This window comes from Microbacterium sp. IO18, from assembly GCF_049099505.1.
Lineage (GTDB): Bacteria > Actinomycetota > Actinomycetes > Actinomycetales > Microbacteriaceae > Microbacterium > Microbacterium aurugineum.
Map to the genome: position 1 here is coordinate 333,256 of NZ_JBMJAF010000001.1, position 23,207 is coordinate 356,462.

Annotated in this window: 19 protein-coding genes; 10 read left to right on the top strand and 9 right to left on the bottom strand. The window is 67.7% G+C overall.

Going from position 1 to position 23,207, the window contains the following annotated elements; all coding sequences use genetic code 11:
- Positions 1 to 43: 43 nt before the first annotated feature.
- Complete coding sequence (gene glnA / locus ACLF6J_RS01665; protein ID WP_047520093.1) at positions 44 to 1,468, bottom strand: type I glutamate--ammonia ligase; 1,425 nt, start codon at positions 1,466 to 1,468, stop codon at positions 44 to 46.
- 147 nt (positions 1,469 to 1,615) lie between these two features.
- Here glnA and ACLF6J_RS01670 point away from each other — a divergent pair, with 147 nt between their 5' ends.
- Positions 1,616 to 2,044, top strand: a complete 429-nt coding sequence (locus ACLF6J_RS01670; RefSeq protein WP_047520095.1) for an RDD family protein — start codon at positions 1,616 to 1,618, stop codon at positions 2,042 to 2,044.
- 27 nt (positions 2,045 to 2,071) lie between these two features.
- Here ACLF6J_RS01670 and ACLF6J_RS01675 read toward each other — a convergent pair whose 3' ends face one another.
- On the bottom strand, positions 2,072 to 2,563 hold the full coding sequence (locus tag ACLF6J_RS01675; protein ID WP_052193283.1) for an ATP-dependent zinc protease: 492 nt from the start codon (positions 2,561 to 2,563) through the stop codon (positions 2,072 to 2,074).
- Between the two features lie 20 nt (positions 2,564 to 2,583).
- Here ACLF6J_RS01675 and ACLF6J_RS01680 point away from each other — a divergent pair, with 20 nt between their 5' ends.
- Entirely contained in the window at positions 2,584 to 3,771 is a 1,188-nt protein-coding gene (locus ACLF6J_RS01680) for a RimK family alpha-L-glutamate ligase (protein ID WP_047520097.1), read from the top strand.
- A 57-nt stretch (positions 3,772 to 3,828) separates the two neighbouring features.
- Here the strand turns inward: ACLF6J_RS01680 and ACLF6J_RS01685 are convergent, their stop codons facing one another.
- A complete protein-coding gene (locus ACLF6J_RS01685; RefSeq protein ID WP_047520099.1) occupies positions 3,829 to 4,539 on the bottom strand; it encodes a DUF4191 domain-containing protein in 711 nt (236 codons plus the stop codon).
- A 158-nt stretch (positions 4,540 to 4,697) separates the two neighbouring features.
- On the opposite strand from ACLF6J_RS01685, the gene ACLF6J_RS01690 reads away from it, so the two are divergent.
- On the top strand, positions 4,698 to 6,227 hold the full coding sequence (locus tag ACLF6J_RS01690) for a hypothetical protein (RefSeq protein ID WP_134353791.1): 1,530 nt from the start codon (positions 4,698 to 4,700) through the stop codon (positions 6,225 to 6,227).
- A gap of 9 nt (positions 6,228 to 6,236) precedes the next feature.
- Here the strand turns inward: ACLF6J_RS01690 and sucB are convergent, their stop codons facing one another.
- The 3 genes from sucB to ACLF6J_RS01705 form a co-directional block, all read right to left on the bottom strand.
- Positions 6,237 to 7,991 (bottom strand): 2-oxoglutarate dehydrogenase, E2 component, dihydrolipoamide succinyltransferase, encoded by a 1,755-nt coding sequence (gene sucB, locus ACLF6J_RS01695; protein WP_134353790.1) that lies wholly within the window; start codon positions 7,989 to 7,991, stop codon positions 6,237 to 6,239.
- A gap of 67 nt (positions 7,992 to 8,058) precedes the next feature.
- Positions 8,059 to 9,432, bottom strand: coding sequence for a dihydrolipoyl dehydrogenase (gene lpdA, locus ACLF6J_RS01700; RefSeq protein ID WP_134353789.1), 1,374 nt, complete (start codon positions 9,430 to 9,432; stop codon positions 8,059 to 8,061).
- Between the two features lie 3 nt (positions 9,433 to 9,435).
- Complete coding sequence (locus ACLF6J_RS01705; protein ID WP_134353788.1) at positions 9,436 to 10,908, bottom strand: leucyl aminopeptidase; 1,473 nt, start codon at positions 10,906 to 10,908, stop codon at positions 9,436 to 9,438.
- 113 nt (positions 10,909 to 11,021) lie between these two features.
- On the opposite strand from ACLF6J_RS01705, the gene ACLF6J_RS01710 reads away from it, so the two are divergent.
- The 3 genes from ACLF6J_RS01710 to ACLF6J_RS01720 all read left to right on the top strand — a co-directional run bounded on the left by ACLF6J_RS01710 (position 11,022) and on the right by ACLF6J_RS01720 (position 14,065).
- Positions 11,022 to 11,963: a proteasome assembly chaperone family protein gene (locus ACLF6J_RS01710; RefSeq protein WP_131491133.1), complete on the top strand. Its 942-nt coding sequence runs from the start codon at positions 11,022 to 11,024 to the stop codon at positions 11,961 to 11,963.
- Positions 11,964 to 12,131: 168 nt separating this feature from the next.
- Entirely contained in the window at positions 12,132 to 13,373 is a 1,242-nt protein-coding gene (locus tag ACLF6J_RS01715) for an RNA polymerase sigma factor (RefSeq protein WP_134353787.1), read from the top strand.
- Positions 13,370 to 14,065, top strand: a complete 696-nt coding sequence (locus tag ACLF6J_RS01720; RefSeq protein ID WP_134353786.1) for a coenzyme F420-0:L-glutamate ligase — start codon at positions 13,370 to 13,372, stop codon at positions 14,063 to 14,065. Before ACLF6J_RS01715 ends, ACLF6J_RS01720 begins: the two co-directional genes overlap by 4 nt.
- A gap of 62 nt (positions 14,066 to 14,127) precedes the next feature.
- Here the strand turns inward: ACLF6J_RS01720 and ACLF6J_RS01725 are convergent, their stop codons facing one another.
- Positions 14,128 to 15,144, bottom strand: coding sequence for a sugar-transfer associated ATP-grasp domain-containing protein (locus ACLF6J_RS01725; RefSeq protein WP_047519407.1), 1,017 nt, complete (start codon positions 15,142 to 15,144; stop codon positions 14,128 to 14,130).
- A gap of 80 nt (positions 15,145 to 15,224) precedes the next feature.
- Between ACLF6J_RS01725 and ACLF6J_RS01730 the strand changes: the two genes are divergently transcribed.
- Together ACLF6J_RS01730 and ACLF6J_RS01735 are read left to right on the top strand one after the other, a co-directional pair.
- Positions 15,225 to 15,935: an alanine racemase gene (locus tag ACLF6J_RS01730; protein ID WP_244093662.1), complete on the top strand. Its 711-nt coding sequence runs from the start codon at positions 15,225 to 15,227 to the stop codon at positions 15,933 to 15,935.
- Positions 15,932 to 16,972, top strand: a complete 1,041-nt coding sequence (locus tag ACLF6J_RS01735) for an alanine racemase (RefSeq protein ID WP_134353785.1) — start codon at positions 15,932 to 15,934, stop codon at positions 16,970 to 16,972. Before ACLF6J_RS01730 ends, ACLF6J_RS01735 begins: the two co-directional genes overlap by 4 nt.
- 21 nt (positions 16,973 to 16,993) lie before the next feature.
- Here the strand turns inward: ACLF6J_RS01735 and ACLF6J_RS01740 are convergent, their stop codons facing one another.
- Positions 16,994 to 17,212: a DUF7455 domain-containing protein gene (locus ACLF6J_RS01740; RefSeq protein ID WP_047519411.1), complete on the bottom strand. Its 219-nt coding sequence runs from the start codon at positions 17,210 to 17,212 to the stop codon at positions 16,994 to 16,996.
- A gap of 181 nt (positions 17,213 to 17,393) precedes the next feature.
- Between ACLF6J_RS01740 and ACLF6J_RS01745 the strand changes: the two genes are divergently transcribed.
- Positions 17,394 to 19,532: a DNA gyrase/topoisomerase IV subunit B gene (locus tag ACLF6J_RS01745; protein WP_421076808.1), complete on the top strand. Its 2,139-nt coding sequence runs from the start codon at positions 17,394 to 17,396 to the stop codon at positions 19,530 to 19,532.
- 58 nt (positions 19,533 to 19,590) lie between these two features.
- Here the strand turns inward: ACLF6J_RS01745 and ACLF6J_RS01750 are convergent, their stop codons facing one another.
- Positions 19,591 to 22,032 carry a DNA gyrase/topoisomerase IV subunit A gene (locus ACLF6J_RS01750; RefSeq protein ID WP_134353784.1) on the bottom strand — a complete coding sequence of 814 codons (2,442 nt, stop codon included), beginning with the start codon at positions 22,030 to 22,032 and terminating at the stop codon, positions 19,591 to 19,593.
- 44 nt (positions 22,033 to 22,076) lie between these two features.
- On the opposite strand from ACLF6J_RS01750, the gene ACLF6J_RS01755 reads away from it, so the two are divergent.
- Positions 22,077 to 23,198, top strand: coding sequence for an alkaline phosphatase family protein (locus ACLF6J_RS01755; protein ID WP_244093661.1), 1,122 nt, complete (start codon positions 22,077 to 22,079; stop codon positions 23,196 to 23,198).
- The last annotated feature ends 9 nt before the right edge of the window (positions 23,199 to 23,207 follow it).

Below are 23,207 nucleotides of genomic sequence, written 5' to 3' on the forward strand. Positions count from 1 at the left end.
GCAGTCGCGAAGGTAGGGCCCTCTCCGTGCCGTTCCGAGGTGGTCAGACCCCGAAGTACAGCTCGTACTCGAACGGGTGCGGGCGCTGTGCCATCGGCAGGATCTCGTTCTCGTACTTGTAGGAGATCCAGGTCTCGATGAGCTCCTTGGTGAACACGCCGCCCTCGAGGAGGAACTGGTGGTCCGCCGCCAGCGCGTCGAGCGAGTCGAGCAGGGAGTTCGGGACCTGCGGGATGTCTTTGGCCTCCTCGGGCGGGAGCTCGTAGAGGTCCTTGTCGACGGGCTCGTGCGGCTCGATGCGGTTCTTGATGCCGTCGAGGCCCGCCATCAGCTGTGCGGCGAAGGCGAGGTAGGGGTTGCCCGAGGCGTCAGGGGCGCGGAACTCGATGCGCTTGGCCTTCGGGTTGGAGCCCGTGATCGGGATGCGGATCGCGGCGGAACGGTTACCGGCCGAGTAGACCAGGTTGACCGGAGCCTCGAAGCCCTTGACCAGACGGTGGTAGCTGTTCAGGGTCGGGTTGGTGAACGCGAGCAGCGCCGGCGCGTGTGCCAGGATGCCGCCGATGTACCAGCGCGCGATGTCGCTGAGCTGACCGTAGCCGGCCTCGTCGTAGAACAGCGGCTCGCCGCCGTTCCACAGCGACTGGTGCGTGTGCATACCCGAGCCGTTGTCGCCGTAGAGGGGCTTCGGCATGAAGGTCGCGACCTTGCCCCACTCCTGGGCGGTGTTCTTGACGATGTACTTGAACTTGAGGATGTCGTCCGCCGCGTGGACCATCGTGTCGAAGCGGTAGTTGATCTCCTGCTGACCGGCGGTTCCCACCTCGTGGTGCGAACGCTCGAGCGTGAACCCGGACTCGATGAGCTTGAGGGTGATGTCGTCACGCAGGTCGGCGGTCTTGTCGACCGGGCTCACCGGGAAGTAGCCGCCCTTGTACGGGGTCTTGTTGGCGAGGTTGCCGCCCTCTTCCTCACGCCCGGTGTTCCACGCGGCCTCCTCGGAGTCGACCTTGTAGAAGCTCTCGCCGGCGGTGACCGAGTAGCGGACGTCGTCGAAGATGTAGAACTCCGCCTCGGGGGCGAAGAAGGCGGTGTCAGCGATGCCGGTCGAGGCCAGGTACTTCTCGGCCTTCTTGGCGACCTGACGCGGGTCCTTCGAGTAGATCTCGCCGGTGCGCGGGTTGTAGATGTCGAAGAGCATGACGAGCGTGCTCGCCTCGCGGAACGGGTCGACGTACGCCGTCGTGACATCGGGGATGAGCTGCATGTCCGACTCGTGGATGCTCGCGAAGCCGCGGATCGAGGAACCGTCGAACAGCTGGCCGTCGGTGAAGAAAGCCTCGTCGACCGTCGATGCAGGAATGTTGAAGTGCTGCTGAACACCCGGGAGATCGGTGAAGCGGATGTCAAGGAACTTGACGTCGTTCTCCTTGATGTAGGTCAGTACTTCGGACGAATCTTTGAACATGTACGACTCCTGTAATGCGGATCGATGGCTTCACGGCCACTCTGCAGAGTACGGACGGGGGATTTCTCTACGGTATCCGCTTTGTTTCGGGCGTGTTACAGGCGTGAGGTCGTCACGGCGACTTTTCGGGCTCGGTAGGCTGGGGGAGTGACGGATGCTGTGAACACGTACCCCGGTGAGCGACTCGGACTCCCGGAGTCGGGTACCGGGAGCATCGCCCGCCCCGGTCGGCGCATCGGCGCTCTTCTGATCGACTACGCCGCGGCGACGATCATCGCGACGGGCTTCCTCGGATACGACCAGTTCGCGCTCCCCACGGAGGCCGGGCTCACCCAGTTCGCGCCGATGCTCGTGTTCGCGGTGCTTCAGATCCTCTTCATCCCGACGGCGGGCGGCAGCCCGGGCCACCGCATCCTCGGAATGCGTCTGGTGCGTCGAGACGGCGGCTGGATCGGTCTGTGGCGTCCTGTGGTGCGGACACTGCTGCTCATCGTCGTCGTCCCCGCGGTGATCTGGGACAGCGACCAGCGCGGCCTCCATGACAAGGCCATCGGGACGATCCTGATCCGCGCCTGAGCCGAGATTCGCGCCTGATCCGAGCGCTCAGACTTTGCCGCGGTTGCGACGTCGCGCGTCGCGGGGCGCGCGGCCACCGAGGAACGATCGCGCCGGGTCGACGGAGAAACCCTGTCGAAGGGCCTCGCGTCCGATGAGCATGCGGAACCCCATCTCGTCGCGGTTGCTCAGCGTCACTTCCGCGAGCACTTCGCGGTCCACGAGACGGATCAGCAGCTCCACCACGAGACGCTCCTGCGCGTGCCCTGAGGAGCTCCGTACGGCCCGACGGTCGTGCACGGGGCACTCCACGACCACGGCATCCTCCTGGCTGTCCTGCCAGGGCTTGACCTTGAAGCGGACCCAGTTCTCGCCGTCCTGTGCGAACTCCACGATGTCGAAGGCGTGCAACGACGAGGTGCGAGCGCCCGTGTCGATCTTGGCCTTGATCCAGTCCACTCCGAGATCGGGCAGGCTCACCCATTCTCGCCACCCCGTAAGGGTGTTTGAATGGGGGGTAGACCTACTCACCTGATACATCCTGGCAGGAAAAATCCCCCGTGAAGATCGCAGTGCTCTCCCGCGCGCCGCAGGCGTACTCCACTCAGCGACTGCGCGCCGCGGCGCTTCAGCGCGGACACAACGTGAAGGTGTTGAACACCCTGCGTTTCGCGATCGATCTGACTGCCGATGAACCCGATCTCCACTACCGCGGTCGCCAACTGAGCGACTACGACGCCATCCTGCCGCGCATCGGCAACTCGATCACGTATTTCGGCACCGCCGTGGTGCGGCAGTTCGAGCAGATGGACGTCTACACGCCGAACACCGCCAACGGGATCTCGAGTGCCCGCGACAAACTGCGGGCGAACCAGATCCTGTCACGGCACAACATCGCGATGCCGCCGACCGCGTTCGTGCGCAACCGCGCCGACGTGCGACCGGCGATCGAGCGGGTCGGTGGTGCTCCCGTCGTGATCAAGCTCTTGGAGGGAACGCAGGGGATCGGTGTCATCCTCGCTCCGCAGGTCAAGGTGGCCGAGGCGATCATCGAGACGCTCCACTCCACCAAGCAGAACGTCCTGATCCAGAAGTTCATCTCCGAGAGCCGTGGGCGCGACATCCGGGCGCTGGTGGTCGGCGATCGAGTGGTCGCGGCGATGCGTCGTTCCGCGGCCGGCGACGAGTTCCGCTCGAACGTGCACCGCGGCGGATCGGTCGAGGCGATCGAACTGGACCCCGTCTACGAGCGTGCGGCCGTGCGGTCCGCCCAGATCATGGGTCTGCGGGTGGCGGGTGTCGACATGCTCGAGGGCGATGACGGCCCGCTGGTCATGGAGGTCAACTCCTCGCCGGGGCTTCAGGGGATCGAGTCTGCGACGAAGCTCGACGTCGCCGGTGCGATCATCGACTACATCGCCGGGCAGGTCGCTTTCCCCGAGATCGATGTCCGCCAGCGTCTGACCGTCTCGACGGGCTACGGCGTCGCCGAGCTCATGGTGCACGGCGCCGTCGACCTGGTCGGGAAGACTCTCGGCGAGGCAGGGCTCTGGGAGCGCGACATCACGGTCCTCACGCTCCACCGCGGCGTCAGCGTGATTCCCAATCCCCGCAAGCACGTCGTGCTGGAAGCGGACGACAGGCTGTTCTGCTTCGGCAAGCTCGACGAGATGCGTTCGATGGTCCCCGAGCGACGCCGTCGTCGCGCGAAGGTCCGCCGCCTGCCACGTCAGCCGCTCTCGGAGTAAGCGAGAACGCGGCCGCCCTCGAAAGAGGACGGCCGCGTTCTTGGTGCGGGTGTCAGCTCACCGCGGGCGCTGGGAGCGCACCTTCGTGGGGTCGATCCCCTTGGGAATCGGCAGCGACGACAACGACTGCGACACGGATTCCACGCGGCGGATGACGGCAGCCATGGTGGCCTTGTCGATCGCCTTGGGGATCTTCTTGATCGTCTTCGCGAGGTCGGCGATCGCGACCTCGTCTTCGCCGTGTCCGACATAGATCACCGTGATCGGGACGCCGTGTGCGACGCGCTGGGCCTTGCTGCGCTCCTCGTTGACCAGGCGGGTGAGTCGGCCACGCGCGCCCTCGCCCACGACGACGATGCCACCACGGCCGATCGTGCGGTAGACGGCTTCCTGCGTCTTCGGGTTGATGCCGACCGGTGTCTCCGAGGCCTGCCACTTGCGGCCGAGACTGGTGCTGAGCACGTGGCCGGTGGCGCCGGGCATGCCGTCGATCTTCGCGTACATGGCCGACGTCGACAGGCGCGTCATGAGGAACAGTGCGCCGAGGATACCCAGCATCAGGCCGGTGATGCCCCAGAGGATGAGGGTCCAGACCTGGAAGGGCGGGATCAGATAGCCGGCGACGAGGCCGAGGAGGACGCCGCCGATGAGGATCGCGAGCTGTGCCCAGGGAAGCCACGAGTAGGCCTCGCGGGTGAACCGGAAGAGGGACTTGATCTGGGAGAAGAACCCAGGACGCTTTTCGGGTTCAGAAGCACGCTTTGCCATGAGGACCAGCCTACCGAGTCCTCGGCCCTCCTGATGTCGGCGTTCGCGCGAAGCGGAGGCGCACGCACCTCTTCTGCACATGCGCGGAAACCCTCGGAGTCTATTCACAATGCCTCCGAACACCCCGTCGAGCGCGCTCGGTGCGCTCTGATGGAGCAATGGCGGAGATCGAAGCGGGTGCCCGACGGGGCGAGGTGCTCCTTCCCGGGGCGCACCGGGTGGTTCGGACACTCGACGGCGCGGAGGGGCCGTTCGCCGGTGCGCTCGTCACCTCTGGGGAGGGGGTGGCAGTGCGTGTCGATGCAGCGGCACTCAGCGGCTGGGTGGGGTGGCGCCATGCCGGGGCGGAGCATGTCGCTGCGCCTCTCGATGTGGTCCGTCGGAGGGGAGGGCATGACGTACTGCTGCCGTGGTGCACGGACCGGGTGCTGGGGTTCCTGGTCCGTCGCACGGCTGCGGGCACGGTGCTGACACCCGGGGAGTGCAGCACTCTCGTCATAAGCCTGTTGCGCGGTCTCCACGAGGTCGGGGAGGACCCCGGGGAGGCCCGCAGCGGGGAATGGTGGGTGACCGACGGCGGACGCCCCGTCTTCGTCTTCGGTCAGGGAGGGGATGTGCGGGAGGGCATCGGCGTCATCCTCGAGCGGCTGCAGGAGCACAGCCCCGACAAGGTGGTGAAGCGGGTGCTCGACAGCGTCAGGCGAGGGCTGGAGAAGGCGGCTGCGCAGCCGCGCCTCCCGGTCAAGCTGCTCGCACAGTGGGAGCAGGAGTTGCTGGGAGTCGCTGCTCCGCAACCCCTCGATCGCGCGCTGCATTCTCCGGCGCGCGCGCGGGAGGTCGCGCGCGCCGTCACGTCGCACGACCTTCGCGTGTCACCGCGACGCGGGGAGGCTTCTCGATCCGCAGAGGCCCTGCGTGGTCGTCGTCGCGGGAGGAGGGAGCTCCTCCGCTCGCGGGGCGACAGGGACATCGCGGACCGGCTACGGGCGGCGGGCGCCCTCGTGCGTGTGCTCGGCGGAGCGGTGCGGGAACGGACGGCGTTCGCCCGCCGGAACGGGCCCAGGCGAGCGACGGAGAGTGCGGGCGCCGGGAGCGCCGATGTGTCGCGGCGGCGGCGGGCTCTGCTCATCGCAGGTACGGCTGCCGCGGCGGTGCTGGCCGTCGGGCTGCTGTGGCCCAGCGGGGGCGTGTCCGGAGAGGCAGCGGATGTGGAGGCAGCGGATGTGGAGGGCGGTGCGACTTCCCCGGAGCCTTCCACTGCAGCGTCGACCGAGGCCGGGGCGGACTCCGAGGTGACGCAGGATCCCCGTCGACGCGCCGGGTCGCCGGACCCCGACGGGGTGTCGCCGGAGCCGGACGAGGTCGCTCCCGCAGAAGTCGACCCTGCCGCGGCGGCAGCGTCGTTGCTCCGTGTCATCGCGGACTGTCGGGTTCAGGGCGACGTGTCCTGCGAGGACGCCGTGGCGGAGGGGGCGACCAGGGTCCTGGATGCCCTCGACGCGGCGACGGACGGAACACCGACATTCGAGTTGGTGGATGAGTACGGGGACATCGCCGTCGTTCGTGTCGCCGTGGACGCAGAGGCGGATGCCGCGAACACGTCAGGGCGTCTCATCATGGTGCTTCTCCGCACACAAGAGAAATGGCTGGTCCGCGACGTGTATGACGTCGCGGACCAGCCAGGGTGAACTCTCGGGTCAGGCGCCGAGCTGAGCGGCGAACTGAGCCGACTCGAGGCGTGCCTTGACGGCGCCCAGGAAGCGGGCAGCGTCGGCACCGTCGATGATCCGGTGGTCGTAGGAGAGTGCGAGATACACGTACGACCGGACAGCGATGGCATCTGCACCGCCGACCTTCACGAGACCGGGGCGCTTCACGACCGTTCCGGTGCCCAGGATCGCCGACTGCGGGAGGAAGACCACCGGAGTGTCGAACAGGGCACCACGGGAACCCGTGTTGGTCAGCGTGAACGTTCCACCGGCGAGCTCGTCGGGCTTCAGCTTGTTGTCGCGGGTCCGGGCGGCGAGATCGGCGATCTCATGAGCGATCTGCGCGATGTTCTTCGAGGCGGCGTCGCGCAGCACGGGGGTGAGCAGTCCGCGCTCGGTGTCGACCGCGATCGACACGTTCTCGCTTTCGGGGTACACGATGTTCTCGCCGTCGACCGTGGCATTGATGATCGGGAAGGCCTGGAGGGCCTCGGCGGTCGCCAGCGCGAAGAACGGCAGGAAGGAGAGCTTGTCGCCCGTCTTCTCGAGGAAGGACGCCTTGACGCTGTCGCGGTACTCGGCGAGAGCCGTGACATCGACCTCGACGACCGTCGTCAGCTGAGCGGTCTGCTGCATCGACTCGACCGCACGCTTGGCGAGGACCTTCCGCAGACGCGACATCGGCTGGGTGGTGCCGCGCAGCGGGGAGACCTCGAGCGGCGCCGGGGCGGGAGCGCTGGCTGCGGCGGGCGCAGCGGACGCGGTCTCAGCGGCCTTGAGGACGTCTTCCTTGCGGATACGACCCCCCACGCCGGTTCCCTGGACGGAGGCGAGATCGACTCCCTGCTGCGAGGCCAGACGGCGCACGAGGGGCGTCACGTAGAGGTTGTCGCTCTCGGTCGGCAGCGTGAGCTTCGGTGCAGCGGGAGCGGCGGCGGGTGCCGGAGCAGCGGCCGGTGCGGGAGCAGCCGGAGCCGCAGCCGGTGCGGGAGCCGCAGCCGGCGCTTCGGTGGCCGGGGCCGGGGTAGCGGCGGGTGCCTCCGCAGCGGGTGCCTCCGCAGCGGGCGCTTCCGGCTCGGAGGCGGATGCCGGAGCAGCACCCGAACCGACGCGGGCGAGCACGGCGCCGACGGCGACGGTCTCGTCTTCTCCGGCAACGATCTCCTGGAGCACGCCGGCGACCGGCGAGGGGATCTCGGTGTCGACCTTGTCGGTGGAGATCTCCAGAAGAGCCTCGTCGACGGCGACCTCGTCACCCACCTGCTTCAGCCAGCGGGTGACCGTGCCCTCGGTGACGCTCTCGCCCAGTTCCGGAAGCACGATGTCGGTCGCATCTCCTGCGGACGCCGACGGCGCGGACTCAGCGGCCGGGGCGGGCGTCTCCGCCGCAGGTGCGGGTGCCGCCTGCTCAGCCGGCGCGGATGCCTCGGGTGCGGCTTCGGCAGGAGCCTCTTCGGCAGCCGGGGCGGCAGCGGCCGGGGCGTCCTGGGTCGGAGCGGCACTGCTGCCGTCGCCGATGCGGGCCAGGAGGGCACCGACCTCGACGGTCTCATCCTCGGCCACGAGGATCTCCTCGATCACACCGGTGACAGGGGAGGGGATCTCGGTGTCGACCTTGTCGGTCGAGATCTCGAGCAGGCCCTCGTCCGCCTGCACGGTGTCTCCCACCTGCTTGAGCCAGCGGGTGACCGTACCCTCTGTGACGCTCTCGCCGAGAGCGGGGAGGACGACGGATGTGCTCATGACTGAGTCTCCTTCAGGAAGTTGTATGACGCTTGTCTAGCTTAGTGACTCGGGCACCGGTTGGTGCTCAGAGGGCGTGCAGGGGCTTGCCGGCAAGGGCGAGGAACGCCTCGCCGAGTGCCTCGCTCTGGGTCGGGTGCGCGTGGATGAGAGGCGCGATGTCCTCCGGGTGCGCTTCCCAGGCGACGGCGAGCTGCCCCTCGGTGATGAGCTCGCCGACGCGGTCGCCGAGCAGGTGGACACCGATGACGGGGCCGTCCTTGAGGCGGACGACCTTCACGAGACCACCGGTTCCGATGATCTCGCTCTTGCCATTCCCCGCGAGGTTGTACTCGTAGGTGACGATCGCGTCCGCGCCGTGTTCGGCCGCGGCGGCTTCCTCGGTCACGCCGACCGAGGCGACCTCAGGACTCGAGTAGGTGACCTTGGGGATCTGCGCATCGGGGATGTTCACCGGCGAGAGACCCGCGATCCGTTCGGCGACGGCGATGCCCTGCTGGAATCCGCGATGCGCGAGCTGGAGTCCGGGGACGATGTCGCCGACGGCCCAGAGCCCCGGAACACCGGTGCGCAGGTCTTCGTCGACGATCACGAAGCCACGATCGAGCGTGACGCCCGCATCCTCGAAGCCGAGATCGGCGGTCACCGGACCACGCCCGACGGCGACGAGCAGGTAGTCGGCGGTGAACTCCTTGCCGTCTTCAAGCGTGACGGTGACGGAGGAATCGTCTTGAACCGCGCTCTGGAAGCGGGTGCCGAGGGAGTACTGGATGCCACGTCGGCGGAACGCCCTTTCCAGTCCCTTGCTGAGGGCGATGTCCTCGTTCGGGACGAGATGGGGGAGCGCCTCGATGATCGTGACCTCCGAGCCGAACGAACGCCACACGCTGGCGAACTCGACTCCGATCACGCCACCACCGAGGATGAGGACCCGCTCCGGGATGACGTCGAGGGCGAGGGCCTGCTCGCTCGTGAGGACGCGTCCGCCGATCTCGAGGCCAGGGAGCGATCGGCTGTACGATCCGGTCGCGAGCACGACATCCGCACCGACATAGACGTCGTCGCCGACGCTCACGCTGCGGTCCGGGTTCAGGCGACCGAGTCCGGCGACCGTGGTGATGCCGCGAGCCTTGATGAGTCCCTCGAGGCCCTTGAACTTCTTGGCGACGATCCCCTCGCGGTACGTGCGGACGCCTGCCGGGTCGACGCCTTCCAGCGTGGCGGTCACGCCGACGGAAGCGGCATCGCGCACGTGCTCGGCGACCTCTGCCGCGTGCAGCAGGGCCTTGGTGGGGATGCACCCGCGGTGCAAGCAGGTCCCACCGACCTTGTCCTTCTCGATCAGCGCGACGGACTTGCCGAGTTCACTCGCGCGCAACGCCGCGGCGTATCCGCCGCTTCCGCCGCCCAGGACGACGATGTCGAAGGTGTGGGTTGTCATAGGTCATGCCTCCTTGTGGGATGCTTCGGCGAAGGCGACGATCGATCGGACCATCGCTCCGGTGGGGCCCTTCTCGGTGAAACCGTACGGGGCGCCGGCATGTTCGCCGGATCCCGCGATGTCGAGGTGCACCCAGGGGATGCGGGGAGCGTCCTCAGCGTCCGAGGTGCGCCCAACGAAGCGCCGCAGGAACAGCCCTGCATAGGAGGCGCCGCCCATCCGGTCGCTCATGTTCGCGTTCTGCAGGTCGGCGATGGGGGACTCGAGCGACTCCTCCATGTAGTCCGGCAGCGGCATGTGCCAGGCGGGCTCGTCGACCTGGGCGGTTGCCGAGATGAAGGACGAGACCGTCTCGACGTCGCCGAAGACTCCGGTGTGCCGGTGGCCGAGTGCGGCGACGATGGCGCCCGTGAGGGTCGCCACATCGATGATGACGTCCGGATTCTCGCGGCTCGCGGCCACGAGGCCGTCTGCGAGGACGAGCCGTCCCTCGGCGTCGGTGTTCTGGACCTCCACCGTGGTGCCGTCGAGGATGCGGATGACGTCGCCGGGGCGCAACGCACGACCCGAGGGCATGTTGTCGGTGATGCAGAGCCACGCGGTCATGTGGACGGGGAGGCCGAGTGCGGCGATCGCCCGGATCGCGGCGAGGGACGTCGCGGCGCCCGCCATGTCGAACTTCATGCCGACCATCGAGGCCGCGGGCTTCAGGGACAAGCCCCCGGTGTCGAACGTGATGCCCTTGCCGACGAGCGCGATGTGTCGCACAGCGTCAGCGGGGGAGTAGTCGAGGCGAACGAGACGCGGCGGCCGGTCGGAGCCCTGTCCCACGCCCAGGATGCCGCCGAAGCCCTGCTCGGCGAGGGCCGTCTCGTCGAAGATCTCGACCGTGACATCGAGGTCGGCGACGCTGTCAGCCGCGCTCTGAGCGAGTTGCGCGGGGCTCTGCCACTCGGCGGGCACGTTCACGAGGTCCTTGATGAGCGCGACCGCCTCGCCGATGACCTGGGCGTGCGCGACGTCTTCATCGTCGAGCGCGGCGTGCAGAGTGATCTCGCCGGCGCGCGTCTTGCCCTTCTCGGTGCGGTAGCCGTCGAACTTGTGTCCACCGAGCACAGCACCCTCTGCGGCTGCCGGGGCGAAGCCCTCGAGCCCGTCGGCGAGGGCGACCGCGACGTGCTCGAAGCCGGTGAGCGTGCGCAGCGCCGTTCCAGCCGCATTGCGCACCGCCGCGGCATCCGGCGTGCTGCCGGCGCCGACGACGGCGAACGGCAGGGAGGTCACCTCGGGGGCATACACCCGGGTGAAGGATCCGGCGGAGCCGGTGAATCCGACACCGGCCAAGGCATCCGCGAGGCCGGGATAACCGGCCAGTGAATCCGCCGACTCGGGGAGAGCGGCGACGACGAGCACTGCGGCATCTGCAGCGCTTCCGGGGAACTGAGCGGTGGTGTGCGAGAGCACGGGAAGCGTCATGTCTCCATCCTAGGATCTCCGCCGGTGCGGGGAGTCGCGCGCCGGGTGGGTGTGTTCGCTCTCAGCGAGACGGCTCGGGGCCCGGCACCGGGACCTGCTCGTAGCATGGACACATGCCCTTCTCCGGAGAGATCCACGAACGCGTCGCGAATGCGCCGACCGTGCCGCACGGCCTGCCACTGGTGCTGCTTCTCACCGGCTTCACCGACGCGGGGAGTGCAGTCTCCGGGCTCATCGAGCACCTGCGTGAGACAGCCTCTCCCGAGCCCGTCGTGGTCTTCGACAACGATGCCCTTCTCGACTACCGCGCGCGGCGGCCGGTGATCTCGTTCGATCAGGACCATCTCACCGAGTTCAAGCCATCGCGGCTCGAACTGTCGCTCGCGACGGACGCGCTCGGTCGTCCTTTCCTGCTCCTCGCCGGCTACGAGCCTGACTTCGCCTGGAACCGCTTCGCGGACACCGTCCTCGCGCTGGCTGCCGAGTTCGAGGTCTCCGGGTTCCACTGGGTCCATTCGATCGCCATGCCGGTTCCGCACACGCGTCCCATCGGCACGACGGTCAGCGGCAATCGTCGGGAGCTCACCGTCGCGCACTCCGTCTGGCGTCCGCGCACCCAGGTGCCGGCGACGGCAGGGCACCTGCTCGAGTTCCGTTTCGTCGAGCGCGGCGACCGCGCCGTCGGTTTCGTGCTGCTGGTCCCGCACTACCTCGCCGAGACGGAGAACCCGGATGCGGTGATCGCCGCCGCCGAGCGTCTGATGGCCTCGACGGGGCTCGTGCTGATGCTGGACGAGGTGCAGGAGCGTCGCGAAGACTACGTGGCCCGTGTCGACGAACAGGTCGCCGGGAACGATGAGCTCCAGCAGATGGTCCACAACCTCGAGCGCCGATACGACGCGTACATGGCGGGTCGGAACCCCGACGACGACTCGTACGACGAGGGCGGGTTCAGCGAGCGCGATCTTCCCAGCGCCGACGAACTGGCTGCGGAACTGGAGCGCTATCTCGCCTCCCGTCCCTCCGGCGACGAGGACAAGCCCGGCCGGGCCTGAGTCCGTTCGGGGAGAACTTCGTCGGAATGCGCCTGCATCGCCACACGTGTGCGATACTAGGACTCTGACCCGTTGTCAATCGGCGTTTTCGAGCGCTGGACTTGACAAGGGTCTTACTAGTGTCCGAAATGTCCCGGGGTGAGAGATTCGCCCCGTGAAAGGCGAAACGTGACTCCTGCCACGACGAAGAACACCCGGACGAAGAAGGCTGCCGCTGAGACCGCCATCGACGCCCAGGTCGAGGCCGAAGCGTCTGAGAAGCCCGCGCCCTTGAGCGCTGCCAAGCGCGCTGCTGCCAAGCGCGCCCCGGTCAAGAAGAAGAAGTCCGACGACGTCGTCGAAGAAGACGAGGCCCCTGTCGTCGCTGCGGAGGACGCCGACGAAGAGGACGAGGACTCCAAGCCGAAGTTCACCGAGCCGCTGCCGACCGGCGCCATCGTCATCTCGTCCAACGACGACGAAGACGTGCCGGTCTACTCGACGCAGATCACCGGCGCCACGGCTGACCCGGTCAAGGACTACCTGAAGCAGATCGGTAAGGTCGCTCTGCTGAACGCCGCCGAAGAGGTCGAGCTCGCGATGCGCATCGAAGCCGGTCTCTTCGCCGAGGAGAAACTGTCAGCGATGACGCCGGCCGAGAAGACGAGTCAGCTCGGTCTCGACCTGCAGTGGGTCGCCCGCGACGGTCAGCGCGCGAAGAGTCACCTGCTCGGAGCGAACCTCCGACTCGTCGTCTCGCTCGCGAAGCGCTACACGGGCCGCGGCATGCAGTTCCTGGACCTGATCCAGGAGGGCAACCTCGGTCTCATCCGCGCGGTCGAGAAGTTCGACTACACCAAGGGCTTCAAGTTCTCGACGTACGCCACCTGGTGGATCCGTCAGGCGATCACGCGCGCGATGGCCGACCAGGCCCGCACGATCCGTATCCCGGTGCACATGGTCGAGGTCATCAACAAGCTCGCCCGCGTGCAGCGTCAGATGCTCCAGGACCTGGGACGCGAGCCCACCCCGGAAGAGCTCAGCCGTGAGCTCGACATGACGCCGGAGAAGGTCGTCGAGGTCCAGAAGTACGGCCGCGAGCCGATCTCGCTGCACACGCCACTCGGTGAGGACGGCGACAGCGAGTTCGGTGATCTCATCGAAGACACCGAGGCCGTCGTGCCGGCGGATGCCGTGGGCTTCACCATGCTGCAGCGCCAGCTCGAGCAGCTCCTGGACTCGCTGTCCGAGCGCGAAGCTGGTGTGATCCGCATGCGCTTCGGCCTGGGCGACGGTCAGCCGAAGACCCTCGACCAGATCGGCGACACGTTCGGGGTGACGCGCGAGCGCATCCGTCAGATCGAGTCGAAGACCATGGCGAAGCTCCGGCACCCGAGCCGCTCGCAGTCGCTGCGGGACTACCTCGAATGAGCCAGGCGAATGACGGCAAGGCACTCGAGACGAGCGTCGACGGCACGAGCTATGCGCGTATCCCGCTGCGCACCCGCGTGGTCATGCCCGAGGACGACCTCGACGCGATCATCACGGAGTATGCGAAGGATGCGGTGCAGCCGGGTGACCTGCTGTTCGTGACCGAGAAGATCGTGGCGATCACCCAGGGGCGGTCGTACCGTCTCGACGAGATCAAGCCGCGCAAGCTCGCGCTGTTCCTCTCGAAGTACGTCACGCGCACGCCGTACGGGATCGGACTCGGGATGCCCGAGACGATGGAGATGGCGCTCCGCGAATGCGGCACGCCCCGAATCCTGTTCGCGTCCGCCGTGGCCGCCGTCACCAAAGCGTTCGGTCGCCGTGGTGACTTCTACCGCATCGCGGGTGACAAGGCGCGTGCCATCGACGGTCCCACCAAGCACACGATCCCGCCCTACAACGAGGCGGTCGTGCTCGGACCCAAGGACCCGGATGGCGTCGCCGTTCGGCTGAAGGCGTTGATCGGTGGCCAGGCAGAGGTCGCCGTCGTCGACATCAATGACCTGGGTGGCAACATCCTCGGCTCGACGCTCGACAAGAACGGTGAGCACCGGCTCGTGAAGATCCTCGGTGACAACCCGCTCGGTCAGGGACTGGAGTCCACGCCGCTCGGGATCGTCCGCGCGGTCTGACCCGCTCAGATCTAAGAAGAAGGCCCCGGATGCGCAGAGCATCCGGGGCCTTCTGCGTTTCCTCAGAAGCCGATGACCTCGCGGTAGCGCGGCTTGTGGCCGGTGCGGATGCCGGTCACGCTGGGCTTGTTCTCGTACACTCCGGCTCCCCAGTTGCCCTCGACGAGCACGGGGCCGTCGGGAGAGACCACGATGTCCCAGCCCACGTACTGCACCTGCGGCACGACGCGCGCGACGTCGTCGATGAAGGCTCGAACCTCCTCCATGTACGGCAGCTGGAAGTCGGCGATGCGGAAGCCGGAATCCGGATGCGTCTCGTGCACATGTCCGTGGGAGTCGTACCCGGCGCCGATCGCGTGCCCGTTCTGGTCGAGCATCGTGTAGAAGCCGCCGAAGGTCATCTGGTCGCTGACAGCGCCGCGGCCGAACTTCTGCGCGATCGCGAGGATGTGCGCTTTCTCACCGTCGAAGAAGGCGGTGATGCGCGTCGTGTTCACGGTGCCGGGGCAGACGGCGGCCAGGGCGTCGTGCTGCCGGATCACCTCTTCGATGAGGAGCTCGCCGCGGTCCAGCAGTCCGCGATGGAACTCGTCCCAGTCGTCGATGTCCGCCGCGTGATAGCGATGCACACCGGTTCCCGCCTGCCCGACCGGCTCCTTCGTGACGATCGTGCCGAGGCGCTCGGTCAGCTCGCGCACCGCATCCGCGTTGCCTTCCTCGACCGTCATCCACTCGCGTTTCAGGAAGGGGGAGAACTGCTTGTCGAACTCGACCTTGTCCTGGAAGATCCAGCGGTAGTCAGGGTGGTCGAATCGCTGCGAGAGCTGGTTCGACACGGGGTGGGTCATGTAGGTCTCGCGCTCCGCTTTGGTGAGCATGGCGAAGTCGTAGTCGATGTAGTCCTGGAACCCGACGTTGTGCCGGGCCGCGGACCAGAGCATATCGACGACGATGGCAGGGACGGCCTTGTGGTGCTGTTCCGATGCCTCCTTGGCCCGTTCCACCACCGATCCGACGTCGATGCGGCGAGCACGTCCCAGCAGGTAGCGGATGCGGGGCGCGAGGGAAAGACGAGACATATGGCTCCAGGGTCGGGGTCCCCACCAGTCTACGGGGGACTCGGAGGTCCACCTGGGAGGCGGAAGCTAGGGTGGAGGACGTGTGTGAGACGACTTCCAGCGCCCTGCCTTTCGCGATGATCTCCCGCTCGGCGCTGGCGGCAGGGGCGTCGGCGGCAGTGCGCGCAGGAGGACGTATTGCGGATCTGCGACGCGATGCCTGGGGCCACGGAATCCTCGCCGTAGCGCAGGCGGTGACCGCAGCCGGCGCCGAACGGGTGCTGGTCGATTCCGTCGGTGAGATCGAGGCGCTGCGGTTGGAGGGAATCGTCGGAGTCACCTCGGTTGAGGCGGATATCGACCCGACTCTGCTCTACGGGCTGCCGGACGAGCACGGAGTCCTCTCGACGCAGCCGGTGATGCGCCTCAGCGGCCGAGTGATGTCCACCAAACGCTTGCGCGCCGGGGATGCGGTGTCGTACGGGTACACCTTCCGTGCGCCCGCGGAGACCACCGTGGCGTTGGTGACGGGCGGTTATGCGCAAGGGATCGTCCGTGCCCTCGGGAATCACGCACACGTCGACGTCGCCGGGACGGCGCGACCCATCATCGGACGGGTCGCGATGGATGTCTGCGTCGTGGACATGGAAGGCCCGGAGGTCGACATCGCGCCCGGATCGGAGGTCACCTATTTCGGTGGGTGGGGCACGGCCAAGGCCGGAGTCGCCCGATGGAGCGCGATCACCGGGCTGACGGCGGCGGAACTCGTCACGGTCGCGGGCGCGCACGCTGTGCGGGGGTGGGAGGCATGACCCGCCCGCAGCTGCGGATCAGCAGTGACGTCTTCCGCGCGAACGTCGATGCCGTCAAGGCGCGGATCGCGCCGTCGACCCTCATGCTCGTGCTCAAGGACGACGCCTACGGCCACGGGCTCGCGTGGGCGGTCGAGGCGGCGTCGAAGGCGGGCGTCGACTGGTTCGGGAGCTACGACATCGCGGGCGGCTCAGAGGTTCGGCGCGTCGTCGGAGGAGACGCGCGCATCTTCGCCTGGGCTACCTCGACGGACGCGGAGGTCGATGACGCTCTGCTGCACCGCATCGATCTCGGAGTCGGCACCGCCGAGTATCTGCGACGGATCATCGCCCGCGCGGAGGCGCTGGGCGTACGGGCGCGCGTGCACCTCAAGATCGACACGGGCCTGCACCGTAACGGCATACTCCCAGAGGACTGGGCCGACGTCGTCTCCGAGGCCAGGGCCGCGGAGGCCGTAGGACTCCTCGAATTGGAGGGGGTCTGGAGCCACATCGCTGAGGCGAGCGATGCGGAGGACGACGAGGCGCAGGCAGTGTTCCTGGACGCCGTGCGAGTAGTGGGGGAGTCGGGTCCGGTTCCGCGCGCATTGCACCTGACCGCGTCGGCGGCATCCTGGTGGCGACCGGAGCTGCGTGGCTCGGTCTCGCGCATCGGAGCGTTCTGCTACGGCATCCGATCCGCGGACGGCCCGGACCTCGAGGGTGTGCGACCTGCAGCAAGCCTCGTCGCGACGGTCGTCGAGGTCGACGGTGATGATGCCGTGATCGCGATCGGCAGCTTCGACGGTCTCCCGTCGACCTTGGGCGGAGCGAGCGTGGGGACTCCCGGTGGAGCCCGAGTGCTTACCGCCGTGGGTCAGACGACGTCGATCGTCGACCGCTGGCCGGGAGCCCGGGTCGGCGACGAAGTGACGCTGTTCGGCGCGGGCGAATCCGGGGAGTCTTCCGCGACCACGCTCGCCGAGCGGATCGACACGGTCGGCGAAGAGATCCTCACCCGGCTCACCGCGCGAGTGCGCAGGGTCGTGATCGACTGACCCCTGGCCCGTCGAGGGTGATCAGACGGCTTCGATGAGACGCGCGGTCTCGTCGTGCCAGCTGGTGGCGACGCTGCGGAGCTTCTCTTCGTACTTGCGGCCGTGGTGGGCGCAGAACAGGAGCTCGGAACCGTTCACCTCGGCGGCGATGTACGCCTGCGCACCGCAGGAATCACAACGATCCATGGCGGTCAGGCGGAACTCGACGGTGGAGGTGTCACGTTCGGTCGTTGCGTTCATCTCGGTGCCTCCTCGGGTGTCGGCTTCGCTTCGTGATTTGGTCAATACAACCACGCTGTACCTGTGTGCATGCCCGGTTTGCGGCGTGTTTCGCTCAGCGCGTACGCGTGCGCCTCGGACTCGCTCCGCGTGGGGAGTGTCGGCAGCCCGAGCGGAGGTGGCGAGAATAGACTCGGAGATTGTGAATGCCGAGTATTCTGCCCACCACCTCCAGGTGCTTGAGGGGCTCGAGGCTGTCCGCAAACGCCCGGGTATGTACATCGGGTCGAACGGCTCCCCGGGTCTCATGCACTGCCTCTGGGAGATCATCGACAACTCCGTCGACGAAGCGGTGGCGGGCAACGGCTCGAAGATCGACATCATCCTGCACAGCGACGGCAGTGTGGAGGTGCACGACCGCGGGCGCGGAATCCCCGTCGACGTCGAACCCCGGACCGGTCTGAGCGGTGTCGAGGTCGTCTACACGAAGCTGCACGCGGGTGGGAAGTTCGGAGGTGGCTCGTACGCTGCGTCCGGTGGTCTGCATGGCGTCGGTGCCTCGGTGGTGAATGCGCTCTCCGAGCGGCTCGACGTCGAGGTCGACCGCGGTGGCAAGACCTATGCGATGTCCTTCCACCGCGGCGAACCGGGCATCTTCACGGACTCCGGCGAGAAGCGTCCTGACGCGCCGTTCACTCCCTTCGAGGAGAAGAGCGAGCTGCGGGTCGTCGGCAAGGCGCCACGAGGTGTCACCGGCACGCGTGTCCGTTACTGGGCGGATCGTCAGATCTTCACGAAGGACGCAGCGTTCCAACTCGCTGAGCTCGAAACCCGTGCGCGGCAGACCGCCTTCCTCGTCCCCGGTCTCGAGATCGTGGTGAAGGATGAGCGCGCCGTCGCCGTCCCCGAGCTCGCGAACGTCACCGAGGAGGAGGGCGCCGGGCCCGTCGCGGCCCCCGTGCCCGTGGAGACCTCGTACCTCTATGAGGGCGGTATCTCCGAGTTCGTCGACTACCTGGCGATCGACCCTCCGGTGACCGACACCTGGCGCATCCAGGGAGAAGGCACGTTCAAGGAGACCGTCCCGGTGCTCCAGGCGGACGGTCACATGATCGCCACCGAGGTCGAGCGTGTCTGCGCGGTCGACATCGCGCTGCGCTGGGGAACCGGCTACGACACCCGGGTCCGCTCGTTCGTCAACATCATCGCGACGCCCAAGGGCGGAACCCACCAGCAGGGCTTCGAACAGGAACTCCTCAAGGTCCTCCGGACCCAGGTCGAGCAGAACGCCCGCCGCCTCAAGGTCGGCAACGACAAGCTCGAGAAGGACGATGTGCTGGCCGGGCTCACCGCGGTGCTCACGGTCAACGTTCCGGAGCCGCAGTTCGAGGGTCAGACCAAAGAGGTCCTCGGGACGCCGGCCGTTCGACAGATCGTGGCGCAGGTGATCCGCAAGGATCTCGCCCAGCGCTTCACGTCGACCAAGCGCGACGACAAGAACCAGGCATCACAGCTCCTGGACAAGATCGTCTCGGAGATGAAGGCCCGTGTCTCGGCGCGCGCCCACAAGGAGACGCAGCGACGCAAGAATGCGCTCGAGTCCTCGACGCTTCCGACGAAGCTGGTCGACTGCCGCACCAACGAGGTCGATCGCAGCGAGCTGTTCATCGTCGAGGGTGACTCGGCTCTCGGCACGGCCAAGAACGCACGCAACAGCGAGTTCCAAGCGCTCCTCCCGATCCGCGGCAAGATCCTCAACGTGCAGAAGGCTTCCGTGGGGGACATGCTCTCCAACGCGGAGTGCGCATCGATCATCCAGGTGATCGGCGCCGGCTCGGGCCGGACGTTCGATCTCAGCGCGGCACGCTACGGGAAGATCATCCTGATGAGCGACGCCGACGTGGACGGCGCGCACATCCGCACGCTGTTGCTCACCCTGTTCTTCCGCTACATGCGGCCGCTGATCGAGGACGGCCGTGTCTTCGCTGCCGTCCCCCCGCTGCATCGGGTGATCGTGATGAACCCGGGGTCGAAGCCCAACGAGACGATCTACACCTACAGCGAGCAGGAGATGCAGGCCCTGCTCACCAAGCTCCGCAAGGCCGGCAAGCGCTGGCACGAGCCGATCCAGCGCTACAAGGGACTCGGAGAGATGGATGCCGAGCAGCTGGCCAACACGACCATGGACCGCTCCGGGCGTCTGCTGCGTCGGGTGCGCATGGAGGATGCGGAGGCGGCAGGCCGTATGTTCGAGCTGCTGATGGGCAACGAGGTCGCCCCGCGGCGCGAGTTCATCATCGAGTCCTCCGACCGGCTCTCGCGCGAGTCGATCGACGCCTGACTTGAACTGATCGCGGGCGTCCGGGAGGCCGCCGGTGACGGAGGCCTCCCGAACGACGTCACACGATCGTGCGTCCGATGGTCCCGATCACGCCGTCGATGGGCTGGCCGGAGGCGTCGCGACGGGCACGGGCCTCGGGGAGCTTGCGCACCGCACCGGTCGGGTCCACGGCCTGCGCCGGACCGGGGCCCACCCACGCGACCGTGAGCCGATCCTCGCCCTTCAAGAAGGCGTGCGCGCGCACGCCACCCGTCGCGCGCCCCTTGGCGGGGTACTCAGCGAACGACGACACCTTCGCGCGACCCGGATCCGTTCCCGGCAGGATGCTCTCGCCGCCGGACACCGTGGCGACCACGGCATCGCTTGTCGGATCGACCACGCCGAAGAAGAGGACGGAGGTCCCGGGGCCGAGCTTGACCCCGGCCATACCTCCGGCGGGGGCACCTTGGGGACGTACCGATGACGACGGGAAATGGAGCAGCCGGGCGTCGGTCGTCACGAACACCATCTCGGAGTCATCCGCTGCCTCCGCCGCGCCGATGACCGTGTCACCGGCCTTCAGGCCGATGACCTCGAGCTCGGGGCGCGCGGGGAGCGAGGACGGAACGACGCGCTTCACCGTGCCCTGGGCGGTGCCGAGAGCGATCGGGATGTCGCTGTCGAAGCGCACGAAGCCGAGGACACGCTCGTTCTTGGTCGTGATGCCCAGGTAGTCGCGCAACGGCGTACCGGCCGCCAACTGCACCGAGGAGGAGGGGACGGAGGGGAGGTCGACGGGGGAGAACCGTACGACTCGGCCGAGGCTCGTCAGCGCTCCGATCTCGGCGCGTACCGTGGTCTCGACCGTCGCGAGGATGGCGTCGTGCTTGCTCCGACGCGCCGGAACCGTGAGCTCCTGGCCCTCTCCGAGATCGACGCGCACGGCTCTGCCGGTGGTCGAGAGGACGAGCACCGTGGGGGCATCGGCGATCTGCAGGTCGACCGCGCCCTTGGTCGCCCGGGGCTTCGGGGGAGCCGCGTTCATCAGGAGCGTCCGGCGAGGTGTGCCGTAGGCGTCGGCAGCGGCATCCAGCTCTCTCGCGACCGCCGCGCGGAGCAACGCGGGGCTCCCGAGGAGCTCACGGAGCGAGGCGATCTCGGCCAGCAACGCGTCACGCTCGCTCTCGAGCTCGATCCGCGAGAACTTCGTCAGGCGACGCAGCCGCAGCTCGAGGATGTACTCGGCCTGGAGCTCACTCAGATCGAACACCGAACGCAGCCGGGTGCGGGCCTGCTCGGAGTCGTCGGAGGAGCGGATGACCTGGATGACCTCGTCGATGTCGAGGATCGCGATGAGCAATCCCTCGACGAGGTGCAGGCGCTCCTCACGGCGCGCGAGACGGTACCGGCTGCGCCGGGTGATCACCTCGAGGCGATGCCCGACGTAGACGCTCAGCATCTCCTTGAGACCGAGCGTGCGCGGCTGGCCCTCGACGAGCGCGACGTTGTTGATGCTGAAGGAGTCTTCGAGCGGCGTCAGGCGGTACAGCTGCTCGAGGACGGCGTTCGGGTCGAAGCCCGTCTTCACGCCGATGGCGACGCGCAGTCCATGGTTGCGGTCGGTGAGGTCGGTGACATCACTGATGCCCTGCAGCTTCTTCGCCTGTACGGCATCGCGGATCTTCTCGATCAGACGCTCGGGACCGACCATGTACGGCAGTTCCGAGACGATGATGCCGGTGCGCCGCGGGCCCAGAGGTTCGATGGACGTCTTGCCCCGGACCTTGAGGGCGCCACGTCCGTTCGTGTACGCGTCCTTGACGCCGTCCAGACCCATCAGGATGCCCCCGGAGGGGAAGTCCGGCCCGGGGACGAACTCCATGAGCTCTTCGGTCGTGGCGTCCGGATTCTCCAGCAGGTGGGTCGCCGCCGCCACGACCTCGATGAGGTTGTGCGGGGCCATGTTGGTGGCCATGCCGACCGCGATGCCGCTGGCACCGTTGACGAGGAGGTTCGGGAACGCGGCCGGCAGTACCGCCGGCTGGTGGAACTGCCCGTCGTAGTTCGGGATGAAGTCGACGACATCCTCATCGAGGTTCTCGGTGAGGGCGAGCGCGGCGGCGGCCAGTCGGGCTTCGGTGTACCGGGCTGCGGCCGGACCGTCATCCAGGGAGCCGAAGTTGCCGTGGCCGTCGACGAGCGGGACGCGCAACGCCCACTCCTGGGCGAGGCGTACGAGCGCGTCGTAGATCGCGGAGTCGCCGTGGGGGTGGAGCTTCCCCATCACCTCACCGACGACGCGAGCGCTCTTCACGTGGCCGCGATCCGGGCGCAGGCCCATCTCGGCCATCTGGTAGAGGATGCGGCGCTGGACGGGCTTGAGGCCATCGCGGGCGTCGGGCAGGGCGCGCGAGTAGATCACCGAATACGCGTATTCGAGGAACGAACCCTGCATCTCCGTGGAGAGGTCGATGTCCTGGATGCGCTCCTCGACGGGCTCGGGCGGCGGGGTTTTCGGCATGGACTTCCTGAGGGCGTACGGGAGCCTGTGTCAGACTGGCTCGGATGTCCTTCATGCTACCGTCCGACTCTGCGGGCGCCCGGAGCGTCGTCGGGGTGGCGGCGGACCTGTTCGCCGCCCTGCGCGGCGAGTCGGAGGTGCTGCCCCCTGCGGAATCGGTCGTGCTCGTCGTCATCGACGGGCTCGGCGCGATCAGCCTTCGCGGACACGCCGGACACGCTCGGGCGCTGACGGCGGGCATGGTGAAGAAGGACGTCGCCCAGTCGGTGTTCCCCTCGACGACGGCCGCAGCCCTCACCAGCATCGTCACCGGCGCGTGGCCGGGTGCGCATGGCCTCGTGGGGTACCGCGTGCTCGACCCGAGTCGCGACGTGCTCGTCAACCAGCTCAGCGGCTGGGAGAGCGACGGGATCGACCCGCTCGTCTGGCAGGCGGCGCCCACGATCTTCGAGCGCGCTGGACGCAGCGGTCATGAGAGCTTCGCCGTCGGTCTGTCCGCCTATGCGCACAGCGGTTTCACGAAGGCGACTCTTCGTGGCGCGGAGTTCGTCGCGGCGGACACCGCGGCATCGCGGATCGAAGCCGCCTACGCACTCGCTCAGACCCATCCGGGGGCGCTCGTCTACTGCTACCTCCCCGAGGTCGACAAAGCCGGCCACAAGCACGGGATCGCTTCGCGCGAGTGGGTCGCAGCGCTCGAGGACGTCGATGCGGCGCTCTCCGCACGCGTGCCTCCAGGGGTCGGCGTTCTCGTCACGTCCGACCACGGGATGGTCGACGTGCCGCAGAAGCGTCAGATCGTCCTGGAGGAAGCGCATCTCACGGGGATCCGTCATCTGGGGGGTGAACCCCGGATGCTGCACGCCTACCTCGAGCCTGAGGTCGATGTCGCTGAGGTGATGACGCGCTGGCGTTCCGACCTCCACGGGTCGGCCGATGTCCTCACACGCGGCGACGCGGTGGATGCGCGCCTCTTCGGCCCGACGGTCACCGATGCCGCAGCGTCACGGATCGGTGACGTGCTGGTGATCGCGCGCGGAACCTGGGCCGTGTACGACGGCACGGCCGCCGACCAACGCGGGCGGGCGATGATCGGTCAACACGGCGCTCTCACGCCCGAGGAGCGTCAGGTTCCGCTGATCAGACTCGGGGCTTTCGCCCGCTGATCGTCGTCG

Bases quoted from the DNA above. Each gene is read 5' to 3' on its own strand.
- glnA (WP_047520093.1), bottom strand. From the start codon at position 1,468: ATGTTCAAAGATTCGTCCGAAGTACTGACCTACATCAAGGAGAACGAC.
- ACLF6J_RS01675 (WP_052193283.1), bottom strand. From the start codon at position 2,563: ATGTATCAGGTGAGTAGGTCTACCCCCCATTCAAACACCCTTACGGGG.
- ACLF6J_RS01685 (WP_047520099.1), bottom strand. From the start codon at position 4,539: ATGGCAAAGCGTGCTTCTGAACCCGAAAAGCGTCCTGGGTTCTTCTCC.
- ACLF6J_RS01690 (WP_134353791.1), top strand. From the start codon at position 4,698: ATGGCGGAGATCGAAGCGGGTGCCCGACGGGGCGAGGTGCTCCTTCCC.
- sucB (WP_134353790.1), bottom strand. From the start codon at position 7,991: ATGAGCACATCCGTCGTCCTCCCCGCTCTCGGCGAGAGCGTCACAGAG.
- lpdA (WP_134353789.1), bottom strand. From the start codon at position 9,432: ATGACAACCCACACCTTCGACATCGTCGTCCTGGGCGGCGGAAGCGGC.
- ACLF6J_RS01705 (WP_134353788.1), bottom strand. From the start codon at position 10,908: ATGACGCTTCCCGTGCTCTCGCACACCACCGCTCAGTTCCCCGGAAGC.
- ACLF6J_RS01710 (WP_131491133.1), top strand. From the start codon at position 11,022: ATGCCCTTCTCCGGAGAGATCCACGAACGCGTCGCGAATGCGCCGACC.
- ACLF6J_RS01720 (WP_134353786.1), top strand. From the start codon at position 13,370: ATGAGCCAGGCGAATGACGGCAAGGCACTCGAGACGAGCGTCGACGGC.
- ACLF6J_RS01725 (WP_047519407.1), bottom strand. From the start codon at position 15,144: ATGTCTCGTCTTTCCCTCGCGCCCCGCATCCGCTACCTGCTGGGACGT.
- ACLF6J_RS01735 (WP_134353785.1), top strand. From the start codon at position 15,932: ATGACCCGCCCGCAGCTGCGGATCAGCAGTGACGTCTTCCGCGCGAAC.
- ACLF6J_RS01740 (WP_047519411.1), bottom strand. From the start codon at position 17,212: ATGAACGCAACGACCGAACGTGACACCTCCACCGTCGAGTTCCGCCTG.
- ACLF6J_RS01750 (WP_134353784.1), bottom strand. From the start codon at position 22,032: ATGCCGAAAACCCCGCCGCCCGAGCCCGTCGAGGAGCGCATCCAGGAC.
- ACLF6J_RS01755 (WP_244093661.1), top strand. From the start codon at position 22,077: ATGTCCTTCATGCTACCGTCCGACTCTGCGGGCGCCCGGAGCGTCGTC.